This is a genomic window from Aquimarina intermedia (assembly GCF_008124785.1).
GTDB classification, from domain to species: Bacteria; Bacteroidota; Bacteroidia; order Flavobacteriales; family Flavobacteriaceae; genus Aquimarina; species Aquimarina intermedia.
Genome location: NZ_VNHU01000011.1, coordinates 52,583 through 71,434, shown reverse-complemented (window position 1 = coordinate 71,434; position 18,852 = coordinate 52,583). Strand labels below are relative to the sequence as shown.

The following is an 18,852-nucleotide window of genomic DNA, read 5'->3' as shown; positions in this document are numbered from 1 at the left end:
TAAGAGTTTCCCTTAAACCATTGTTAAACCTATAATAAAGACATTGTTTATGCCAAAAAGGGATAGTAATTTCACACAAATAACAGTTTATGAAAGTTTTAATCACCGGTGCTACCGGTATGATAGGTCAAGAAGTTGTTAAATTATGTCATGAATCGAATTTTGTGGTACATTATTTAACGACCAGCAAAGATAAACTGGTAAATAAACCAAATTATAAAGGATTTTACTGGGATCCGCAAAAAAGTATTATTGATGAGGATTGTATTGATGGCGTTGAGGTTATAATTAACTTGGTTGGTGCTACCGTTGCAAAGCGATGGACAGAAAGTTATAAAGAAGAAATAATTGAAAGTAGAACACGATCGGCAAAATTACTTTTATATACTTTAAAACAAAAAACACATATTGTAAGACAAATTATATCTGCAAGTGCTATCGGAATTTATCCGGATTCACTGCAAAATTATTATGACGAAGAAACAGAAAAACGCGCCAAAGGTTTTTTAGGGTCTGTTGTACAACAGTGGGAGCAAGAAGTAAACCGATTTAAAACAATCGGGGTGTCGGTGAGTATTTTACGCATTGGGTTGGTCTTATCAGAAAAAGGAGGAGCCTATCCCAAAATGGCACAGCCCATAGAATATAACTTGGGAGCAGCTTTTGGCAGTGGCAAACAGTGGCAGAGCTGGATTCATTTAGATGATCTTTCACGTATGTTTATGCACGTACTGGAGCAAGAACTGAGCGGTGTTTATAATGCAGTAGCCCCCAATCCAGTTTCAAATCAAAAATTGATACAAATTATTGCTAAAAAGCAGGATAAAAAGATAATACTTCCTAATATTCCAAAATTTATGATGCAATTGATATTAGGCCAAATGCATACTATTCTGTTCGAGAGTCAACGCGTGAGCTGTGAAAAAATATTGGAAACAGGTTTTAGTTACAATTTTGATAATATAGCGGTTGCAATTCAAGAAATTGTAGCCAACGAGGCAGCGTAGTATCGTTGCAGTCAGGAATTAAATGAAATAAAAATCCCAATGAAGTATCGCTTCATTGGGATTTTAAATTTTACGGTTGAAGGGAGTGATTAAGCTTTCTTAGCTTTGATCATAACCTTTAATTTGATATCATCATTAACAAATTTATCGCCTAAATTTTCGAACACAGATTTCGAAGCGTAGTTTACGTTCCATTCTGTGCGATCAATTGTGAATTCTTCAGAAGTTAAACTCATCATATCTCCTTCCATCGAAGTAGTAGCAGGAAAAGAAATGTTTTTCTTAACGCCTTTAATGGTTAAATTCCCATCGATCATAGTCTTACCTTCTTTTTCAGAAATTCCGGTGATTTCAAAATTAGCAGTAGGGTACTGTGCTACATTAAAGAAATGGTCTTCTTTTCCTTCACCTTCACCTTTTAAGTGTCCTTCAAGACTTGCTTTATCGTCACCTTCAAGATCAGTAACTGTAATGGTCTTCATGTCAACAGTAAAAGTGCCACCTTCAATTTTGTCAGCGTTTACTTTTATCATACCATCACTAACAGCAATAGTTCCCGTATGCTCTCCAGTTGGTTTTGAACCTACCCATTCGATAGTGCTGGAAGCTGTATCAACAGTATATGTTGCTGCCTCCATAGGAGCTTCTTTTACAGCTTCAGCTGCCGCAGCATCGGTTTCATTTTTATTTTCACCTTTACAGGAAATAGCAGTAATTAAAAGTGTTGCCGCAGCAAACACACTCATGACTTTAGTTTTCATAATGTAGTTAATTATAAGATTTAATTAACATCAAAATTATTTTATTCTAAACGGAATACTCATAAAGATATGCTAAAATATTACAATGACATTATGACATTAATTAAAAAATGGCAGTACTTTTGCACCTTGAAAAAGAAAACTTATTAAAAGTACGAGTTACATGAGTAAGAAAAACAAACAGTCGGAAGATGTTAAGGATCAAGAAGAGCTTCTTGAAACGACAGTAGAAGAAACAGTAGAAGATACCCAAGCGGTTGATGAAGATAAAGAGACGCAGTACAAAGAGGAGTTAGAGAAAGAAAAGGATAAATTCTTACGTCTTTTTGCTGAGTTTGAAAATTATAAGAGAAGAACGTCCAAAGAACGTTTAGAGCTTTTCAAGACTGCAAGTCAGGATGTTTTGTCATCGATGTTGCCGGTTATGGATGATTTTGACCGTGCCATGAAGGAAATTGAAAAGTCCGAAGATGAGAACTTGAGTAAAGGCGTTGCATTAATTCATAATAAACTCAGAGAAACATTGGTTTCAAAAGGGTTGACAGAAATGAATGTTGCCGCGGGAGATACCTTTGATGCAGATGAGCACGAAGCCATTACTCAGATTCCGGCGCCAACAGCAGATCTCAAAGGTAAGATTGTGGATGTCGTGGAGAAAGGATATAAATTAGGAGACAGGATTATAAGATTTCCTAAAGTAGTCACCGGACAATAATAAGTATATGAAAGACGATTTTTATGATATCTTAGGCATCAGTAAAAATGCTACTGAAGCCGAAATCAAAAAAGCATATCGAAAAAAAGCAATAGAATTTCACCCGGATAAAAATCCAGGAGATAAAACTGCTGAAGAAAAATTTAAGAAAGCAGCTGAGGCTTATGAGGTTTTAAGTGATCCAAATAAGCGTCAACGTTACGATCAATACGGACACCAAGCTTTTGAAGGTGGTGGATTCGGCGGCGGCGGTGGCATGAACATGGATGATATTTTCAGCCAGTTTGGTGATATCTTCGGTGGCGGCGGTTTTGGCGGTTTCGGTGGTTTTGGCGGCGGTGGCGGTGGTCAACGTAGAGCCAAAGGTAGCAATCTGCGCATACGTGTAAAGTTGACGCTTGAAGAAGTAGCCAACGGTGTTGATAAGAAGATAAAGGTAAAACGTAAGGTTCAAGCCTCGGGGACCACTTACAAAACATGTGCTACCTGTAATGGTTCTGGTCAGATAACCAGAATTACCAATACGATTCTGGGAAGAATGCAAACAGCTTCTGTATGTACTACTTGTGGCGGATCAGGGCAAATGATTGACCAAAAGCCAGCTGATGCTGATGCTCAGGGATTAAAAGTAGCTGAAGAGACGGTAAGTATTAAAATACCTGCCGGAGTAGAAGAAGGTATGCAGCTCAAAGTATCTGGTAAAGGGAATGATGCACCGGGCAATGGAGTACCTGGAGATTTACTGGTCGCTATTGAAGTTTTAGAACATCCTTATTTGCAACGTGAAGGAGATAATTTACACTACGATTTATATGTAAGTTTTTCTGAAGCTGTTTTAGGGGCGTCACGTGAGATAGATACGGTTACCGGTAAAGTACGAATCAAAATAGAAGAAGGTGTACAAAGTGGAAAGATCTTAAGATTGAGAGGCAAAGGTATCCCTAGTATTAATGGATATGGTAAGGGAGATCTTTTGGTTCATGTCAATGTATGGACGCCTAAGACAATAAATAAAGAACAACGTGAGTTTTTTGAACGTATGTCTCAAGATGATCATTTTAAGCCTAGTCCTGATAGCGGAGATAAATCTTTTTTTGAGAAAGTAAAAGACATGTTTTCTTAAACTGTAAATTAAACAGTTTGTAGGAATTACATATATAACATTAACTTATGATTAAGAAAATTTCGTATATTTGAAACATCACTATTTTTAATGGTGATAATTTTTCTTTTTCATAGCAATTTTTTTCCCATCCTAAATACTTAGTATTCAGGGTGGGTTTTGTTTTTAAGAGCATAAAGGTCTGGTAAGATTCATCAGGTGACTATTTTTTAGATTTTGATAAAAAAGCTTCGGTTTGTAAGTAATAATAGTATTTTTATAACCTAATTCTCAATAAAGCATGTAGCCCAATTAAATAAGGATATATGTAGAGTCCGATATTCATCACTTATAATTAAAATTTTATGACTCAAGCTTTAGAGGCAAAACAGGTAAGTAAGCGTTTTGGGGAATTTACCGCGTTAGAAGAAATGTCCATACAAGTACCTGCCGGAAGTATTTTTGGCCTTTTGGGGCCAAATGGTGCAGGTAAGACTACCTTAATTAGAATTATCAATCAAATAACATTGCCCGATAGTGGAGCTGTTTTTCTTAATGGGGAGCCTCTGCAACCTAAGCATATTAAAGATATCGGATATTTGCCGGAAGAACGAGGATTGTATAAATCTATGCGGGTGGGCGAGCAAGCCATGTATCTGGCTCAACTTAAAGGACTCTCAAAAAAGGAAGCGAACCAACGCTTAAAATATTGGTTCGATAAATTCGAAATTACACATTGGTGGGATAAAAAAATTCAGGAGCTGTCAAAAGGAATGGCCCAAAAGGTTCAATTTATTGTAACCGTTCTCCATCAGCCTAAGTTATTAATATTTGATGAGCCCTTTAGTGGTTTTGATCCAATTAATGCTAATGTGATTAAAGATGAAATTTTGCAATTACGAGATGAAGGAGCTACTGTCATTTTTTCAACACATCGTATGGAAAGTGTGGAAGAATTATGTGATCACATGGCACTGTTGAACCGGTCAAAGAAAATTTTGGACGGTAAAGTTTCAGATATCAAAAAAGCATATAAATCCAATACCTTTGAAGTCGGTCTTCATAGTGATAACCAGGAAGCATTGGCTGGGGAGCTAGCTCAAAAATTTAAAGTAACGCCTGCATATTTTAAGACTATTGACGAGCAATTAAAACTTAACATAACACTGGACGCATCTGCAAATTCGAATGATTTACTGGGGTACTTGGCCTCAAAGTCAAAAATCGTACGGTTTAACGAAGTGATTCCAACGGTGAATGAAATATTTATAAAAACGATTTCCGAAAATGAATAATTTACCTTTAATAATAAAGAGAGAGTTTATCTCAAGAGTCCGTAATAAAACCTTTATTATTATGACTTTCCTAAGTCCACTCATATTAATAGGTATGATCGGAGTCATTTCTTGGTTAACCACGCTTAATAATGATGAAATTAGAGAGATCGCCTTGGTCGATGAAACCGGGAAGTTTATTCAAGATTTTAAAAATACCGAAAATGTTCGCTATTTAGATTACAGTAAGTTATCTCTTAATGATGCAAAAGATTCTGTAGTAATTAAAAAACTCTATGGATTACTTTATATACCATTAAAATCTACTAACGCAGAATTGTCAAAGGCAATTCAGTTTTACGCCGAAGATTCTCCTAATCTTTCTGTAATTAATCCAATAGAAGATTTAATTGCAACAAAACTTACAAATCAAAACTTTGAAAAGGAAGGATTTGATTTGACTACTATAGAAAATTCTAGAGCTAAAGTGAATATTCAAATAGAAAATTTTACGGGAGAGAAGACATCTAAAATGTCGAACTACGTAAAAATGTTTTTTGGAGGTGCAGCAGGATATTTGTTGTTTATGTTTATCATTATATATGGTAATATGGTAATGAGATCGGTAATTGAAGAAAAATCGAATCGTATTATTGAGATCATTATATCTTCAGTTAAACCCATGCAACTTATGATGGGTAAAATTCTGGGAACTTCTTTTGCCGGAATGCTACAGTTTTTGATATGGGTAATTCTAGGAGGTGTTTTACTACTTATCACTAGTTCTCTCTTTGAGGTAAGTCCGTCGCCGGTTGCCTCAGGAGCTGCGATAGATGCAGTGCAGTCGAACAGTAATGAAATCGGACTCTTACTCCAAGATATTCTTCGGTTGCCACTTATTTTCTTAGTCTGTTTATTCTTCGTTTATTTTGTAGGGGGATATTTCTTGTATAGTTCTATTTATGCTGCCATAGGAGCTGCGGTAGATAGTGAGACAGATTCACAACAATTTATGTTACCCGTTTTAATACCTTTGATGTTAGGTATCTATGTTGGTTTTTTCTCTGTAATCGAAAATCCGCATGGTACGGTCTCTACCATATTCTCAATGATACCACTTACATCACCAGTGGTAATGTTAATGAGAATCCCTTTTGGAGTACCATGGTATGAAATTGTGATTTCGGTACTAATTCTATTCGGAAGTGTTATTTTTATGACTTGGTTTGCCGGTCGCATTTACCGCGTAGGTATTTTGATGTATGGCAAGAAAGCAAGCTACAAGGAGATATGGAAATGGTTAAAATATTAAAATGATTCAAGAGAAAATAGCAGATCAGGTTGAAGAAGTAATCAAAGAAGATGTTTGGGGAACCATCAGGGAATTTTTGCTGTATGAGATTTTTCATTTTGGTGATGATAAGGATCCGATAGTTCTTACAGTTTGGTTATTGCTTTTTGTAGTTTTTATATTTCTTACTACTTCGATTGTTTTAAAATTTATCAGTCGTGTTGCTACGCGCAAATTGCCTCATGAGAGCCGGGTAAAGTTTGTGTCGGTATTCTCATTTCTCAAATATTTTGTCAATGTAATTGTTCTGCTGGTAGCATTGGATAGTATTGGATTCAATATTACGGCTGTTTTTGCTGCTTCGGCGGCTTTGTTGGTCGGTGTAGGATTGGCGTTGCAAACACTTATTCAGGATATAATTTCAGGTATTTTTATTTTTGTAGATCAAACCGTGCATGTAGGAGATATTATTGAATTAGAAGGCAAAGTTGGGCGTGTTGAAGAAATAAAACTTCGTACAACACGAGCAGTCACTATAGACAATAAAGTACTTGTTATACCCAATCATAAATATCTCACCTCCACCTTATATAATTGGACGCAAAATGGTACGCTGACCAGAGAAGCTGTAGAAGTAGGGGTTGCTTACGGAAGCGATGTAAACCTGGTTAAGGATCTGTTAATAAAAGCAGCATTAAATAATAAAAATGTCTTAAAAAGCCCAGAACCTTTAGTGCTTTTTACGGAATTTGCAGATAGTTCGTTAAATTTCAAAATTATTTTCACGCTCAATGATAGTTTTTCCAGTGCTATCCCGAAGAGTGAAATACGATTTGAGATTGATCGTTTGTTCAGAGAGCATAATGTTACGATACCGTTCCCTCAACGCGACGTTCATATGTTCAACCAAACGGTAACCAAAAACGAAATGAACTAATTTATGAAGAACACCCATTTGTACCCGAAATTTTTAACCTACATTTTTTTATTAGCCTTTTTTATATTTTTACCCAATTCAACATTGGCTCAAAGCACGGATTTGGCAAGGTTAGAATATGCCAACATTCCGCAAGCAAACAGTAAAAATTTGTATAGCCGCTTTAGGTTTTTAGCTAATATTCCTTTTAAATTAAACGATAAAGGGTCCTATCTTGTCGTTGGTACGCAGTATCGACTCAATACCCTTGATATTCAAGATGGAACTGAAGGTTTAGGAGGTTTTAATAAAAGTGGTCTGGATGATTTTCATACCATTGGTTTAGAGGTAGGATATACATTCAAAATGAGTAAAGCTTGGCGTTTTGGAGCAAAATTTGGTACGCGTCTTTCTTCAAATATAGAAAATAATCAGATAGAAGCTGATGATTTTAGATATACCATATCCTCTTATTTTATCAGGAGTAGAAAAGGTGAGGGAGTGAGTCAACCCTCTCGTCTTATTCTAGGATTTCAATTTACCTATCCGTCAAGTATAAACTTTCCGTTGCCTATAATCAACTATTATAAAAAGTTTCACCCAAACTGGTCCTATTCTTTAGGAACTCCTAAAACTAATATCAAACATATTATAAACGAAAAGAACACGGTGCAATTATTTGCCAGTTTAGATCGTTTCTATGGGAATATTCAACGCAATAGAAGTTTTATTGATAAGGATGGTGTAGCTCAAGTAGCAGAGAATGTATCGATGTTAGCTATTCTCGGAGCCGTTGGGTACGAACACTTTTTTACAAAACACATTCTTTTTTATGCGTATGGCGGATACACCTTAAGCAATGAGATCCGTTTCCGTAATGGAGATCAGGAGAATGTACTTACTATAAATGATGAAAATACGTTTTATCTTCGTAGCGGAATCAAATTGAAAATATAATGGCAAGAATTTTAGTAATAGAGGATGAGTCCGCAATTAGACGTGTCCTGCTCAAAATATTATCCGAAGAGAACGAAAATTATCAGGTTTTTGAAGCAGCCGATGGTTTAGCTGGAGTAGAAATGATTAAAAACGAAGATTTTGATCTTGTTCTGTGTGATATTAAAATGCCCAAAATGGATGGGGTTGAGGTTTTAGAAGCAGTTAAGAAAATAAAACCTGAGATTCCCATGGTGATGATTTCGGGACATGGTGATTTGGATACTGCTGTAAACACCATGCGTTTAGGAGCTTTTGATTACATCTCTAAACCCCCTGATCTCAATAGATTGCTTAACACCGTACGTAACGCACTGGATCGTAAAGAACTCGTAGTTGAAAATAAAATGCTGAAGAAAAAAGTGTCCAAAAATTATGAAATGATTGGAGACTCTAAGGCCATTTCTAATATTAAAAATATCATTGAGAAAGTAGCTGCGACAGACGCACGTGTGCTAATCACCGGACCTAATGGAACAGGTAAAGAATTAGTTGCACATTGGATTCATCAAAAAAGTGAACGTGTCAAAGGTCCGATGATCGAGGTGAATTGTGCAGCCATACCGGGGGAGTTGATAGAAAGCGAATTGTTTGGACATGTAAAGGGCGCCTTTACCTCGGCAAATAAGGATCGCGCCGGAAAATTTGAAGCCGCCAACGGAGGTACTATTTTCCTTGATGAAATCGGGGATATGAGTTTGTCAGCTCAAGCTAAGGTTTTACGTGCGTTACAAGAGAATAAAATTCAGCGAGTTGGGAGCGATAAGGATATTAAAGTAGATGTTAGAATTATAGCTGCGACAAACAAGGATCTCAAAAAAGAGATAGAAAACAATAAATTCAGAGAAGATTTATACCATCGTTTGGCAGTAATTTTAATTAAAGTTCCGGCGCTTAATGATCGCAGAGAAGATATCCCGTTATTGGTAGCATATTTTGCGAAAAAGATTGCTGAGCAGCAAGGTATGTCATTAAAAACCTTTTCTCCTAAAGCGATCAAGCAATTACAGCAATATGATTGGACAGGTAATATTCGGGAATTGCGTAATGTGGTAGAACGATTGATCATACTGGGAGGCAAGGAAATCAGTGAAGATGATGTGAAATTATTTGCAGCTAAGTAAAAAACAGTATAAATCTTTAAAAGCGAACAATGAATATGAGCAGCCCCAAACAGCTCTGTTTACTCTTGTTATTTATCGTTAGCATCAGTGCTATACAGGGTCAATATGAACCCAACAGTCTCAACTTTGGAGTCGCCATTAATAAGAACTTTGGTCTTGCTAGCGAGCTAGGAATCGGTGCACGTGTTGAGTATGCTCCCAATTGTTTTACAACATACATGGGAGAATTTAACAGGCAGATTTTAATCCCCGACGATACAGAGGACCGACATACCGGGTATAATGAAGTAGCACTTGGTGTCAACCTAATCCTTTTCAATTGGTATCCTACGACGATTACCGCCGGGATCGGTTATGTAGGTAACGATGAACCCGGGTTGGACGAACGTTTGGATAAGGCTTTTCTAGTGATACAAAGCGGTAATTTTAATCACGGTGCACAGATAAAATTAAGAGCACTGCATCAACTCACTATTCCCATACATATCTATGTAGAATTAAACATTAAAAGCTTAGGAAGACGCTATGACACCTTTGTGATTGGTTTTAACTATGATTTCGCTGCCCGTTAGTAAACTTTCTATTGTACCAAGTCTTAATTTTTTGTTGGGTTAAAACTTTAGTATCTTCGAGAACTTATTCTGCACCGATATGAAAAAAATCACACTATCAGACTTTCAGGTAACACAACCTATTAAAATTACAAAAGTAGCTACTACGTATGATCTTAATGCGGGCGAAAAGAAAATAGAAAAAGAACTCGAAGAGGTTCGTGAAAAACTGGGTGAACTACAGGATACATTATATGCCCATGATAAATATGCGGTATTGGTATGTTTGCAGGGAATGGATACATCTGGAAAAGATAGTCTGATTCGTGAGGTCTTCAAAGATTTCAACAGTCGGGGAGTGGTTGTGCACAGCTTTAAAGTTCCTACTGAGCTTGAACGCAGTCATGATTATTTATGGAGACACTATATTGCTTTGCCACAACGGGGTAAATTTGGCGTCTTTAATCGCACACACTATGAAAATGTTTTGGTAACCAGAGTACATCCCGAATATATTTTAGGTGAAAATTTGCCAAATGTTACGAGTGTAGCAGCGATTGATGAAGATTTTTGGGAGGCTCGTTTTGAACAAATTCGCAATTTTGAAAAACATTTGGCTGATAATGGAACTATTATATTCAAATTCTTTTTGCATTTGTCAAAAGAAGAGCAAAAGAATCGATTGTTACGCCGATTAGAGAAAGAAGAGAAAAATTGGAAGTTCTCTCCCGGGGACCTTAAAGAAAGAGCACTTTGGGATGCATATCAGGATTGTTATGAGGATGCGATCAACAGAACATCAAAATCGCATGCACCTTGGTTTGTCATTCCGGCAGATGATAAACCGACGGCACGGTATATTGTGGCAAAGACTATGTTAGATACTTTAAAAACGTATACAGATATTGAAGAACCCGAATTAGATAAAGAAACACAAGAAAATATTGAATTGTATAAAGAACAGCTTCGTAAGGAGTAGTTTGAACAACTAATCACATATACCCAAATTTATGTTTGTAAGAAGAATTATTATCTGCTTTTGTTTGGTAGCTGCTGCACAAATTCACGCACAGTCTACAGTAAGCAAAGAAGATAAAGCTCAATTAAAAAAGATATACGATACTGCCCTTTTAGAAGGTAATAGTTACCAGTGGCTAGACCATTTGTCTAACCAAATCGGAGCGCGATTATCGGGCTCTCTCAATGCACAAAAAGCTGTAGAGTGGGGGAAAGCAGAATTAGAAAAACTCAGACTGGATAAAGTTTGGTTACAACCGGTAATGGTGCCAAAATGGACAAGAGGTGTAACAGAGTTTGCTTATATCGAGACCGAACCGGGTAAATCCACGAATGTCCCTATTTGTGCTTTAGGCGGTTCTGTGCCAACACCAATAGGTGGCCTGAAAGCTCCTTTAATCGAAATAAAAAGCCTTGAGGCTCTTGAAAAATTAGGAAGAAAAGCGATCGAAGGAAAAATTGTTTTTTATAACCGTCCCATGCAAGCTGATTTGATCAATACGTTCGAAGCGTACGGTGGTTGTGTGGATCAACGGTATGCCGGTGCAGCCGCAGCTGCAAAGTATGGAGCAGTGGGTGTGTTGGTTCGTTCGTTAACTTTACGATCCGATGACTTACCACATACAGGTGCTATGAGCTACGGAGATTTAAAAGATTCCGAAAAAATCCCGGCAGCAGCAATAAGTACTAACGGTGCCGATTTGCTTAGCTCTATGTTGAAACTTAATCCCAACATTAAATTTCATATAAACATGAATTGCCGTACTTGGGAAGATGTAGAATCCTTTAATGTGATCGGCGAAATTAAAGGAAGCGAATTTCCCGATAAATACATGGTAGTGGGAGGTCATTTAGATTCCTGGGATCTAGGTGATGGATCCCATGATGATGGTGCGGGAATCGTACAATCTATGGAGGTGCTGCGTTTGTTCAAAAAAATTGGGTATCAGCCAAAACACTCTATTCGGGTTGTTATGTTTATGAATGAAGAGAATGGTTTACGTGGAGGTAAAAAATATGCTAAAATAGCTACTCAAAAGAATGAAGATCATGTGTTCGCTTTAGAAAGCGATTCAGGAGGATTTACGCCCAGAGGTTTTTCTTTTGATTGTACAGATGCTACTTTTAATAAAGTGCTATCCTGGAAACCGTTATTTGAACCCTACTTAATTCATTATTTTGTAAAAGGCGGTAGTGGAGCTGATATAGGACCGCTCAAAAAAGACACCAATGTATTGGCCGGTTTAAGACCCGATTCTCAGCGCTATTTTGATTATCATCATGCAAAAAATGATACGTTTGATGCAGTTAACAAGCGAGAATTGGAACTCGGGGCTGCTACCATGACAAGTTTAGTGTACCTGTTTGATAAATACGGTATCGAATAAAATGGGTGTGTGGCGGTAACGTCTATGTTAGCTCTTTCTTTACGATAGTTTCAGTCCATTTTCTGTAAGCGGTCTAATTGAATTCTATTTTCAAAAAGGTTAGTAACGACAATTTAATGCTCCATCACAAAAAACAACTAAAATAGTACAAGACAGGATACCAATAATAATATTAACTATCGGTAGACTAATAGTAATTTTAGAAAGCACATACCTTTTGTAATGGTGTAGCATCCAACCACCGGGAATTGCAAATAATACGACCAAAGGAAAACTTATAACAGCTACAAATAGTGTTATCGTGCTCATATTTTCATAAGATCCCGGACTATCAAATAGCATTGGTGACATCATTGCCATTGGCAAAGAGGCAAAAACGAGTAATGCTAAAAGAATAGTGCATACCACCAAGTAAATATTTGAAACTTCTTTGTTTTTTATCGCTGTCGCCACAAAATGTATTTTAAGATTACGCTTTAAAAATAAGTAAAAAAAGTCATTTTAAAATTTTAGTTTAGCGGGAAGTAATACCTTTACGCCTTCAATAGTTTATATGCTTACACAATACACCAAAGAATTTCGTTACAATCTCAAATTGGCTGCTCCCGTAATGCTGGGGATGTTAGGGCATACGTTTGTAGGTCTTATTGATAACATCATGGTGGGGCAATTAGGGACTGCACAATTGGCTGCAGTTTCCTTGGGTAATAGTTTTATGTTTATCGCGATGTCACTGGGTATAGGTTTCTCTACAGCTATCACCCCTTTGGTGGCAGAAGCAGATGGTGAGGGCAACTTTAATTCAGGTAAGTCTGCACTTAAACACGGATTGTTTTTGTGTACTGTATTGAGCATCATTTTATTTTTAATAATTCTTGCAGCAAAGCCAATAATGTATTTGATGAAGCAGCCGGTAGAAGTGGTGGAGCTTGCGATACCTTATCTGGATTTAGTTGCATTTTCTTTAATTCCGTTGATTGTTTTTCAGGCGTTTAAACAATTCTCTGATGGACTTTCTATGACCAAATACCCGATGTACGCAACCTTGATTGCCAACGTGGTCAATATTGTATTAAATTATGTGTTGATTTTCGGTAAGTTTGGATTTCCTCAAATGGGAATTGTCGGTGCTGCCATTGGTACGTTGATCTCACGTTTTGTAATGGTTGCTTTCTTATGGATTTTACTACGTGCGAAAGCTAAATCAAAAGCATATGTTACAGCAATCAAACTATTTGTGCTTGACAGCAAAATGTTGCGTAAAATTATTTATTTAGGCTTCCCTTCGGCTTTGCAAATGTTTTTTGAAGTAGGAATTTTTACTGCTGCTATCTGGTTGTCAGGGATATTAGGTAAAAACCCGCAAGCGGCAAATCAAATCGCATTAAACCTGGCGTCCATGACTTTTATGGTGGCTACCGGACTTAGCGTAGCTGCAATGGTACGGGTGGGTAATCAAAAAGGATTGCATCAATATCGTGAACTCAAACGCATTGCCTTATCTATTTTACTGCTCACTTTTATCATAGAAGTGATTTTTGCTATTTTCTTTGTAGCATTTAATACACTCCTACCGCAAATGTATCTCGACGTTAATGACGTGGCAAATTTGGTAGATAATAATGAAGTAATATTGATAGCGTCAGAGCTGTTATTGATTGCTGCATTGTTTCAAATTTCAGACGGTATACAAGTGGTTGTACTTGGTGCATTGCGAGGTCTGCAAGATGTTGTAATACCTACAATAATCACATTTATAGCTTATTGGATTGTAGGTTTTCCTGTGAGTTATTACCTTGGATTATATACGGAGTATGCAAATTCAGGTATATGGTTAGGGCTCTTAGCGGGACTCACCGTTTCTGCAATTTTATTATATATCCGTTTTAAAATATTAAGTGATCGTATGATTGCTACAGGCAGTGTTTTGGATAAATAACATTTTATACTTACAATTTAAATTACTGTAAATTAATATTTTACTATAATAGCAGATGATTTTTATTTCAATTTATCTGGTGTGTTATACGTTTTTAACAGTAGACACGTTATTTGCATTTAACAAATAATTAAGTATCTTTCAACAACCAAATTGAATTAAACCTAGAAAAATGACTGTCCCAAAACCTAGCTTTTATACGGTATTTTGTACTGTATTGTTATGTGTATTCACGATTGCTTTCACCCATGCTCAAAACCTCATACCAAATCCCGGATTTGAATCTACCAAACCTTCGGTAACCAAATTGACGCATGAGATGCAGAATTTTGGTAAAATAAAAGATTGGTCTGCTTTGGTTAATTCACCCGATATATTTCATCCGGAAACGGCTCGTGTAAATTTTAAACACAAGGCAAATAATTTTTTGCCGCAATTTGGTCGTCAGGAGCCACGTACCGGAGAAGGTAAAGTGGGAATGTATATTTCTGGCGGAATTTACAAAGAAGGAATTGTTGCTAAACTGGATCAGCCCTTAAAAGCAGGTAGATTTTATTATTATCATATGTATGTAAGTTTGGCTGAAGGTGTTTCAAAAGGATGTACCTCTTCTATTGGATCTTATTTCAGTTCAAGAAAACCACGAATAACACCTACGTCAAAATTGAAACTGCATGTGGAATCTACAGAGATGCTATGTGATTATCAGGGATGGACAAAAGTGTGCGGAGTCTATAAAGCTAAAGGTACTGAGAATTACATTTCTTTAGGATATTTTGGAAACAATCCTAAAGGGCGTTCTTTAAAATCTGCTTCTGGTGATATGGGTAATGCGTACTATTTTGTTGATGATGTTATGTTATTAGAGATGCAGGTTACTCAAAACCTTATTCCGCAGGATGTTTGCAGTATGGTATTAGATTTTAAGGATATTGAATTCTTGAACGGAGAAAGTGAAACGGATAGTGTGGTAGAGAAAGAATTAGACACCTATATTCAATATGTAAAGTTATTCAAAGTAGATGCTATCAAAGTTAGTGGCTTTGCTAACGATGCCGGTTCTGAATTTGAAAACGAAATTATGGCATCTACCAGAGCTTTAAATGTGAAAAAGTATTTCATAGATAAAGGTATTGATGAATCTTTGATCGAAATTGTAACTGCCGAGGAGGAGGATGCGATGCAAACGGCCGATCCAGAAGCATATAATCGTGTGGAGGTAGAGATAGTAGCACCAAAGTAATCAGGTGTAACTATCAATTTTTTTCGGAAGCGTAATGTTGCTTTACTACGTCAAAAACTTAGTATCTTTGGCACTTTGATAATTTTAAGGACGATATATGGCTTTTCCGAAGTTTATTTTAGGAGACAACACCGATTTACCTGAGGCAATATTTGTAATTCATACAGAATTCCCGAGATTTATTATTAATCTGGAGGATGATGAGGTTGAGTGGTTAGAGGAGTTTGATGCTTCAGATGAGAAAGAGCTGCAAGAGGAGGCCGAGAACTTATTTAAAGCAGCAAACGATTTTTACGATCGTGAGATTGAGCGTTATGAGGAGTAAGCTTCCTTAGCTTTGTAATCAAAATATCACTTTTATAACACTGTACTATGTTAGAAGAATTAGTTCAATTAGATAAAGACTTATTTTTATATCTCAATAATTTAGGAACTCCTACATGGGATGGATTTTGGTTATTTATGACTGAAAAGTTTTATCAAATTCCGCTTTATTTATTGCTATTGTATTTTTTCTTTAAAAATTTTGGCCTTAAGGGTACTTTGATATGTCTGGTATTAGTCGCAGCCTTGATTACCGCTACCGATCAGCTAGCTAATTTATTTAAAAATATATTCTTTTTGCGTCCGCGTCCTTGTCGTGCAGAGGGAGTTGCAGAGTTTACACGCTTTATAGCAGAACGTTGTGGAAGACACGGATTTTTCTCAGGTCATGCCACCAGCTCTATGGCGTTGGCCTTCTTTACAGGTTTAACTTTACAATCACGCCTCAAATATATATTTGTCTTTATGGTACTTTGGGCAGTGATCGTTAGTTATAGTCGTATTTATGTTGGTGTGCATTATCCCGCTGACGTAGCTGCCGGTATGACTGCCGGTATCGGGATGGGGTATCTTGCATATCGCATATACCAGTATCTGCTTAAGCGTTTTGATGTACCTACGATTTAGAATTCACTATTCGTTTTTTTCTTTTTTAAAACGTTTTTTCTTTTTCTTACCGGAAAAGAGCCGCTTTAAAAAATTATCTCGTTTTTCGGGTTCGCAATCCAGATCATCTCGTACTTCTGGACTGGTAGCATCAAATTTACTTTTAGTATACCGATCAAACGTTGTATCAGTATTCATCTTGGTATATAGTTTTGCAAAAATGGGTAAAGCAGCATTGGCGCCCTGTCCGATACGTGTACTTTTAAAACCAACAGCATAATCATCATTACCTACCCAAGTGACGGATACTAATCTAGGAGTAATACCGACAAACCAACCATCCTTATTATCTTGTGTTGTCCCTGTCTTACCGGCGATATCATTGCTGAGACCGTACGTGGTGCGTAATCTGGCTGCCGTTCCTTCATCTACCGTTGCTTTCATCATTTCTAGTACTACCTCTCGTGTGTACTCAGTATACGCAGCTTCTTCAGCTATTTTTGGATTATATTCGGCAAGCACCGTTCCATTTTTGTCAGCTATTTTGGTAATGAGATAGGGTGTCACTGATTTACCCTGGTTGACATAACTCGCAAAAGCTCCGGCCATTTCCTTTAGCGTTATACCCGCAGTACCCAAGGCAATAGAAGGCTGTTCGGGAATCTCACTTGTGATTCCCAGCTTTTTGACCAGCTCAATAACCTTCGGAATGCCAACTTTGTTCAGCACTTTTACAGCTATGGTGTTGATTGAGTTGCTAAGCGCGGTCTCCAGCGTGTAATTAAGATACGGATCCTCGGTTTCTGATGCGTTAGTGGGCGTCCAGTCATCCACATTGGTATAAGTCACTGCGCGTACAGGAAAATATGTGCATGGTTTCATACCATTATCTATTGCTGCGGTGTATACAAAAGGTTTGAAGGTAGAACCCACCTGACGTTTACTTTGGGATACATGATCATATTTAAAATAGCGGTAATCAATTCCTCCAATATAACTAAGTACCGCACCCGTAGTAGGATCAATCGATAGCATGCCGGTATTGAGAAATTTTCGGTAATGTTGCAGACTATCCAGTGTAGATGCTTTTTCAGTAACGTTGCCTTCCCACTCAAACAATTCCATCTCTCTTTTAGCCCTTAGAGAATCTTTAAGTTGCGATTCAGAAAGTCCGTTAGCTTTTAATTTTTTATACGCCTTAGTTCTGCTTACCGTGCTACTCTTGAGATTCAGTTCTTTTTTCCACGGTGCACGGTTACCATGATCCTTTTCATAGGCCGCTTGTAGTTCTCGCATATGCTCCTGCATCGCCGTCTCGGCTAAGGTTTGCATTTGGTAATCCAGGGTGGTATGGATAATGAGTCCGTCGCTGTAGATATTATACGGATCACCGTTCTCATTTTTATAGTTTTTGAGTAAGGAATCTAATTGTTTTTTGACAACTTCTCTAAAATAAGGCGCTACGCCCATATCGTGATTAAAATGTTGATAATCCAGCGCAATGGTGTCCTGCATGGTACTACTAGCTCGGTCTTCATCCAGATACTCATACTTTACCATTTGTTGTAAGACTACGTCACGACGCGACTGACTGCGCTCGGGATAGAGGCGTGGATTGTATCCATTATTGGCCTTAAGCGAACCTACTAAAACGGCAGCTTCAGACAAATTGAGTTCTTTGGTACTTTTATTAAAGAATTTTTGAGCAGCGCTCTCAATACCATAGGTGTTATCCGGAAAGGGAACCGTATTAAAATACAGGGTCAGAATTTCGTTTTTAGAATAGATCGCTTCGATACGGCTGGCGATAATGGATTCTTTCAGTTTGTTGACAATAATACTGATCTTGCCGTAATCCTTTCTTCCGAAAAGGTTTTTTGCTAGCTGCAAGGTTATGGTGCTCCCACCTCCCGAGGATTTGTCCTGTAAAAGAATGGATTTAAAAAATACGCGAAGTAAACTCTTGTTATCAATCCCTTCGTGTTCGTAGAACCGAACATCCTCAGTCGCAATTAGCGCATCGATCAGGTGCCGCGGTAAATCGTCGAAAGTAATGGGTTGACGGTCATAAATGTAATACTTACCAATTAGTTCGCCGTTTTTATCGAGTACTTGGGTAGCTTCTGCCTGTTTAAGGGTACTCAGCGTTTTTGCTGTAGGCACAGTGCCCCAGGCACCTGCATAAATACTGATATAAAAAGCGATGAGTAATACTAAGAGTCCAGTAATCCCTACCAAGGACCATTTGATCCACGGGTTTTGTAACCAACGTTTTATCGTTTGCATATGTTTTCCTTACAATTACAAGGCGCAAGGTGTAAAAATTCTATGAGTTATCCTGTTAAAGCAACTTTAAAGGTGATTTTTTTCAGCCACTAGCCACTAGCCACTAGCCACTAGTTTCTGGTTTTAAGTTACTAGACTAAAAAACACATCCATCCCATATCCTCGGTTTCGACTCGCCATAGCCTTTAGTATGCTATCTTCAAAGGAAGGGAGTAAAGAAAGTCTCCCTTTGAAGAGAGGTTTAGAGGGATGCTTTTATGGGATTTGAAACAGCATCAATAATCCAAAGGTATACGCGTTTCTCCCCTTAAT

The 18,852-nt window shown here is 37.3% G+C and carries 18 protein-coding genes; 15 read left to right on the top strand and 3 right to left on the bottom strand.

The window, feature by feature from the left end:
• Positions 1–89: 89 nt before the first annotated feature.
• Positions 90–1,007 (top strand): TIGR01777 family oxidoreductase, encoded by a 918-nt coding sequence (locus BD809_RS14025; protein ID WP_148783610.1) that lies wholly within the window; start codon positions 90–92, stop codon positions 1,005–1,007.
• Between the two features lie 89 nt (positions 1,008–1,096).
• Here BD809_RS14025 and BD809_RS14020 read toward each other — a convergent pair whose 3' ends face one another.
• Entirely contained in the window at positions 1,097–1,768 is a 672-nt protein-coding gene (locus BD809_RS14020) for a YceI family protein (RefSeq protein WP_148783609.1), read from the bottom strand.
• A gap of 163 nt (positions 1,769–1,931) precedes the next feature.
• On the opposite strand from BD809_RS14020, the gene BD809_RS14015 reads away from it, so the two are divergent.
• From BD809_RS14015 to BD809_RS13970, 10 genes are all read left to right on the top strand, one after another.
• Positions 1,932–2,483, top strand: coding sequence for a nucleotide exchange factor GrpE (locus BD809_RS14015; protein WP_148783608.1), 552 nt, complete (start codon positions 1,932–1,934; stop codon positions 2,481–2,483).
• Between the two features lie 7 nt (positions 2,484–2,490).
• Positions 2,491–3,606 (top strand): molecular chaperone DnaJ, encoded by a 1,116-nt coding sequence (gene dnaJ, locus BD809_RS14010; protein ID WP_148783607.1) that lies wholly within the window; start codon positions 2,491–2,493, stop codon positions 3,604–3,606.
• 344 nt (positions 3,607–3,950) lie between these two features.
• Positions 3,951–4,880, top strand: coding sequence for an ABC transporter ATP-binding protein (locus tag BD809_RS14005; protein ID WP_148783606.1), 930 nt, complete (start codon positions 3,951–3,953; stop codon positions 4,878–4,880).
• Entirely contained in the window at positions 4,873–6,171 is a 1,299-nt protein-coding gene (locus tag BD809_RS14000; RefSeq protein WP_148783605.1) for an ABC transporter permease, read from the top strand. The genes BD809_RS14005 and BD809_RS14000 overlap by 8 nt, the downstream gene beginning before the upstream one ends.
• Before the next feature lies 1 nt (position 6,172).
• Entirely contained in the window at positions 6,173–7,087 is a 915-nt protein-coding gene (locus BD809_RS13995; protein WP_211356728.1) for a mechanosensitive ion channel family protein, read from the top strand.
• A 102-nt stretch (positions 7,088–7,189) separates the two neighbouring features.
• Positions 7,190–8,023 carry a hypothetical protein gene (locus tag BD809_RS13990; RefSeq protein WP_148783604.1) on the top strand — a complete coding sequence of 278 codons (834 nt, stop codon included), beginning with the start codon at positions 7,190–7,192 and terminating at the stop codon, positions 8,021–8,023.
• Positions 8,023–9,186, top strand: a complete 1,164-nt coding sequence (locus tag BD809_RS13985; protein WP_148783603.1) for a sigma-54-dependent transcriptional regulator — start codon at positions 8,023–8,025, stop codon at positions 9,184–9,186. Before BD809_RS13990 ends, BD809_RS13985 begins: the two co-directional genes overlap by 1 nt.
• Positions 9,187–9,221: 35 nt before the next feature.
• Positions 9,222–9,758: a hypothetical protein gene (locus tag BD809_RS13980; RefSeq protein WP_148783602.1), complete on the top strand. Its 537-nt coding sequence runs from the start codon at positions 9,222–9,224 to the stop codon at positions 9,756–9,758.
• Positions 9,759–9,837: 79 nt separating this feature from the next.
• On the top strand, positions 9,838–10,716 hold the full coding sequence (locus BD809_RS13975) for a PPK2 family polyphosphate kinase (RefSeq protein WP_148783601.1): 879 nt from the start codon (positions 9,838–9,840) through the stop codon (positions 10,714–10,716).
• Between the two features lie 31 nt (positions 10,717–10,747).
• A complete protein-coding gene (locus BD809_RS13970) occupies positions 10,748–12,142 on the top strand; it encodes a M20/M25/M40 family metallo-hydrolase (protein WP_148783600.1) in 1,395 nt (464 codons plus the stop codon).
• Positions 12,143–12,241: 99 nt separating this feature from the next.
• On the opposite strand, the gene BD809_RS13965 is transcribed toward BD809_RS13970, so the two are convergent.
• Positions 12,242–12,595: a hypothetical protein gene (locus BD809_RS13965; RefSeq protein WP_148783599.1), complete on the bottom strand. Its 354-nt coding sequence runs from the start codon at positions 12,593–12,595 to the stop codon at positions 12,242–12,244.
• 100 nt (positions 12,596–12,695) lie between these two features.
• Between BD809_RS13965 and BD809_RS13960 the strand changes: the two genes are divergently transcribed.
• The 4 genes from BD809_RS13960 to BD809_RS13945 all read left to right on the top strand — a co-directional run bounded on the left by BD809_RS13960 (position 12,696) and on the right by BD809_RS13945 (position 16,275).
• Positions 12,696–14,081 carry an MATE family efflux transporter gene (locus tag BD809_RS13960; protein ID WP_148783598.1) on the top strand — a complete coding sequence of 462 codons (1,386 nt, stop codon included), beginning with the start codon at positions 12,696–12,698 and terminating at the stop codon, positions 14,079–14,081.
• A gap of 172 nt (positions 14,082–14,253) precedes the next feature.
• A complete protein-coding gene (locus BD809_RS13955) occupies positions 14,254–15,324 on the top strand; it encodes an OmpA family protein (protein ID WP_148783597.1) in 1,071 nt (356 codons plus the stop codon).
• A 97-nt stretch (positions 15,325–15,421) separates the two neighbouring features.
• Positions 15,422–15,649 (top strand): hypothetical protein, encoded by a 228-nt coding sequence (locus BD809_RS13950; RefSeq protein ID WP_148783596.1) that lies wholly within the window; start codon positions 15,422–15,424, stop codon positions 15,647–15,649.
• A 47-nt stretch (positions 15,650–15,696) separates the two neighbouring features.
• A complete protein-coding gene (locus BD809_RS13945) occupies positions 15,697–16,275 on the top strand; it encodes a phosphatase PAP2 family protein (protein ID WP_148783595.1) in 579 nt (192 codons plus the stop codon).
• Between the two features lie 6 nt (positions 16,276–16,281).
• On the opposite strand, the gene BD809_RS13940 is transcribed toward BD809_RS13945, so the two are convergent.
• Entirely contained in the window at positions 16,282–18,540 is a 2,259-nt protein-coding gene (locus BD809_RS13940; protein WP_148783594.1) for a penicillin-binding protein 1A, read from the bottom strand.
• Positions 18,541–18,852: the final 312 nt, after the last annotated feature.